At 31.8% G+C, this 2,724-nt stretch carries 4 protein-coding genes; all 4 read right to left on the bottom strand.

Annotation, left to right across the window (positions count from 1 at the left end):
* Nucleotides 1–430: 430 nt before the first annotated feature.
* The 4 genes from H592_RS0111435 to H592_RS0111420 all read right to left on the bottom strand — a co-directional run bounded on the left by H592_RS0111435 (nt 431) and on the right by H592_RS0111420 (nt 2,681).
* A complete protein-coding gene (locus H592_RS0111435; protein WP_028868889.1) occupies nt 431–625 on the bottom strand; it encodes a hypothetical protein in 195 nt (64 codons plus the stop codon).
* A 400-nt stretch (nt 626–1,025) separates the two neighbouring features.
* Nucleotides 1,026–1,325: a DUF1330 domain-containing protein gene (locus H592_RS0111430; RefSeq protein ID WP_028868888.1), complete on the bottom strand. Its 300-nt coding sequence runs from the start codon at nt 1,323–1,325 to the stop codon at nt 1,026–1,028.
* Nucleotides 1,326–1,758: 433 nt separating this feature from the next.
* Nucleotides 1,759–2,010, bottom strand: a complete 252-nt coding sequence (locus H592_RS0111425) for a hypothetical protein (protein WP_028868887.1) — start codon at nt 2,008–2,010, stop codon at nt 1,759–1,761.
* 446 nt (nt 2,011–2,456) lie between these two features.
* On the bottom strand, nt 2,457–2,681 hold the full coding sequence (locus H592_RS0111420) for a hypothetical protein (RefSeq protein ID WP_028868886.1): 225 nt from the start codon (nt 2,679–2,681) through the stop codon (nt 2,457–2,459).
* Between the last annotated feature and the right edge of the window lie 43 nt (nt 2,682–2,724).

The following is a 2,724-nucleotide window of genomic DNA, read 5'->3' as shown; positions in this document are numbered from 1 at the left end:
TTTGAACGAACGATTTAGTATTCATAGTCTTTACCTTTAATACGTTATGATCACTTATAAGTATAGACAACAATTAACAGGAACAGAGCCAAAACTTTATAGATTAAAAACTATATAGATTGGAGATATTTTAGATATAGTTTAGATATAATTTAGTTTAGATATAACTTAGCTTAGGGATAGGCTAGTTTATAGGTGCCTTAGTTTATAGCTATGTTAGTTTAGAAGTAGATGAGAAATGGGGTCACAATTATTAATGTGTTCTCATTTTTTCAAGGATAATACGATTTATATGCAAGCTAGACTACGTCATAACAAACTACCTCTGAGTTTATATATCTATTTAACTAAAAGGTAGGTTGATTATGGATATTGATAGAATTAATACCGACTAATTATTAGTGGTCTTAATTCGGTCAATAAAAACTAATTACATCGCATTTTTACGTTTATCAATGATCTGTTGAGCATGAGTAACCACAGATTCCATAGACAATTCAGTCGCTAGGTATCTAATACGGTAAAGTGAAATAAGAGGTAAATCTTCAATAGGTTGTTCTAGCAATGCTTTAAGTTGATTTTTATCACTGTTTGGATTGCTATCTTGGTTGCTTAAACCCGTCATATATAGTTGGTTCCTTATTTTATTAAAATAGTGCCTGTAAAGGGCTTTGTGATAGTGTCCTTTAAAATCACGTAAAGCGCAATATTAATAATACTACCGTTTTTATATTTTTAATGTTCAGTACGCTTTTGTAGTAAAATAAAAAGTCCTCGATTTACAGAATCTACATAATTACAGGTGGTTAGCAGTGCATCGATTCTAACGCTTACTTAAAGTTGACGGACCCAAAAAAATCAATATAAGCTGTTGTATCCAAAAGAAATACAATAAACAGTTAGGCAAAAATTATTGATATATTCAGTGAATATGCTTTATTATTTCAACGTATCGACTATAACTAAATACGCTAATTCCTATTGGCGCATAATAATTTTCTGTAATTATTAATCATTTTTAATAATTAAAGTTTATCAACAATAAACGCATTTATATTTTTTGTTGAAGCTAAACGTATTGCTTTTGCCTTCGCATAATCAGCGTCGTTGTCCCATGCTTGTGCGGCTTCACGACTTGGAAACTGTATGATGACTTTCATTGCAGTCTCGGCTCCATGTAATCTAAGCACATCATTACTCGCAACAATAATCTCACCTCCATGTTTAGCGACGGTGCTCCCGGTTATGTGATTTGAACCAGGATTATATTGCGCATATTTTAAAGGGTCGGTGATATCGTAAGTAATAACAAAATAAGCTGTCATGCTTCAATTCCTTGAGAGTGTTGAAAATTTAGGTAAACCTTCTAATCAAATTATGAAGGCTGGGAACGTTAAAGTTTGACCTGTTCGCTATTTGAACTTATAGCTAAGGTATTAACCTGCGAACTGTACCACTACAAACTAGGGGTAATTACGTCAATCGACATATAATAAATCTTATCTTAGAAAAGAAAAATGATTTAACTCTCCAATCATTATGAAAAAATATCTCCATCATTTAAAATCTAATTTTCTAAATATATCCACGTTCAGCTAATCCAAATCTACTATTAAATCGAGAATTAGATAGCCATAAACTTTTAAAGCCAAAGGTCGGCAATAAAATAGTGAGTAAAAACATATAACGAATTGAAACCAACCTACCCCGCTACTCTCTGCAAAATATTTGAAAATAAAGGTTAATGCGGAGTTCCGTTTACATATTTTTTTTGTGCATGAGTCTTGATGTGATCGCATATATGAAAGCACTTTGTAAGAGCAAAGAGAATGCCATAGAGAACTCATACCAATCATAATAAAAAGCTGGAGCGTTGTTGCCCAATACACCAGTCGCTTCAATGAGATTAAGCGGCCAAACACAATATAAGTTTGATAGTTCACCATCTAAAACCATCAATAAAAATAACGTCATAACTGAAAAAACAAATGAAATTGTAAAGACCTTCACTAACAACACCCCATATTAACTCGAACAGAGAACAGATTATTAGGCAGAAGATATCCATGATTACAATGGATAAATAAAGCAATCTAATCTATTTTAATTTGACCTCACAATAGCAATTTTGATTAACTAATCAAGAAGTTAACAAGCAGAATAAAACATTAATCATGTATATACGGAGAAAAACCTTCTATTAACAATAAAAATATGAAGTCATGCGAATACCGAGCATAAACACTTTTAAATTAGCAAGAAGAGTGAAAGATAAAATATCTTTTTTCATTCGCTGTTACCAAAAATTTGAGAACGATGTCCATGCAAGAAAGATTGAATATTGAGTACTTAGGAGAGCATAAAATTTACGAGTGTCCACGATCAACTCCAATAAGGGAAGTCAAATATTGATAGATGAATGGAATCATTCATCTATCAATATAAAAGAGTGAAGATTAATTGGTGTTTTTATATAGATCTACTGCAAATTGGTTAAAAATCAAAAACCAATCTTGGCTACTATTAGCAACGCATTTTGTTTTATCCATAATATTAATAAACTGCTCATTGCCATCACACAGTTCAAGCATTGTTATTAATTGATTTGAGCTAAAAAAACGATTATTTAAACTCAAGTTTCGGAGTTCACTTTTAGCCCATAAAAGTGGACGTTTCATCATTCTAGCGCCTCTTGCCGCAAGGTGAAACTATCCATTTGCATGA

Origin of the sequence: Psychromonas arctica DSM 14288 (genome assembly GCF_000482725.1) — a bacterium.
Taxonomy (GTDB): Bacteria; Pseudomonadota; Gammaproteobacteria; order Enterobacterales; family Psychromonadaceae; genus Psychromonas; species Psychromonas arctica.
The sequence above is the reverse complement of the archived record's forward strand: the minus strand, read 5'-3'. Positions and strand labels throughout refer to the sequence as shown.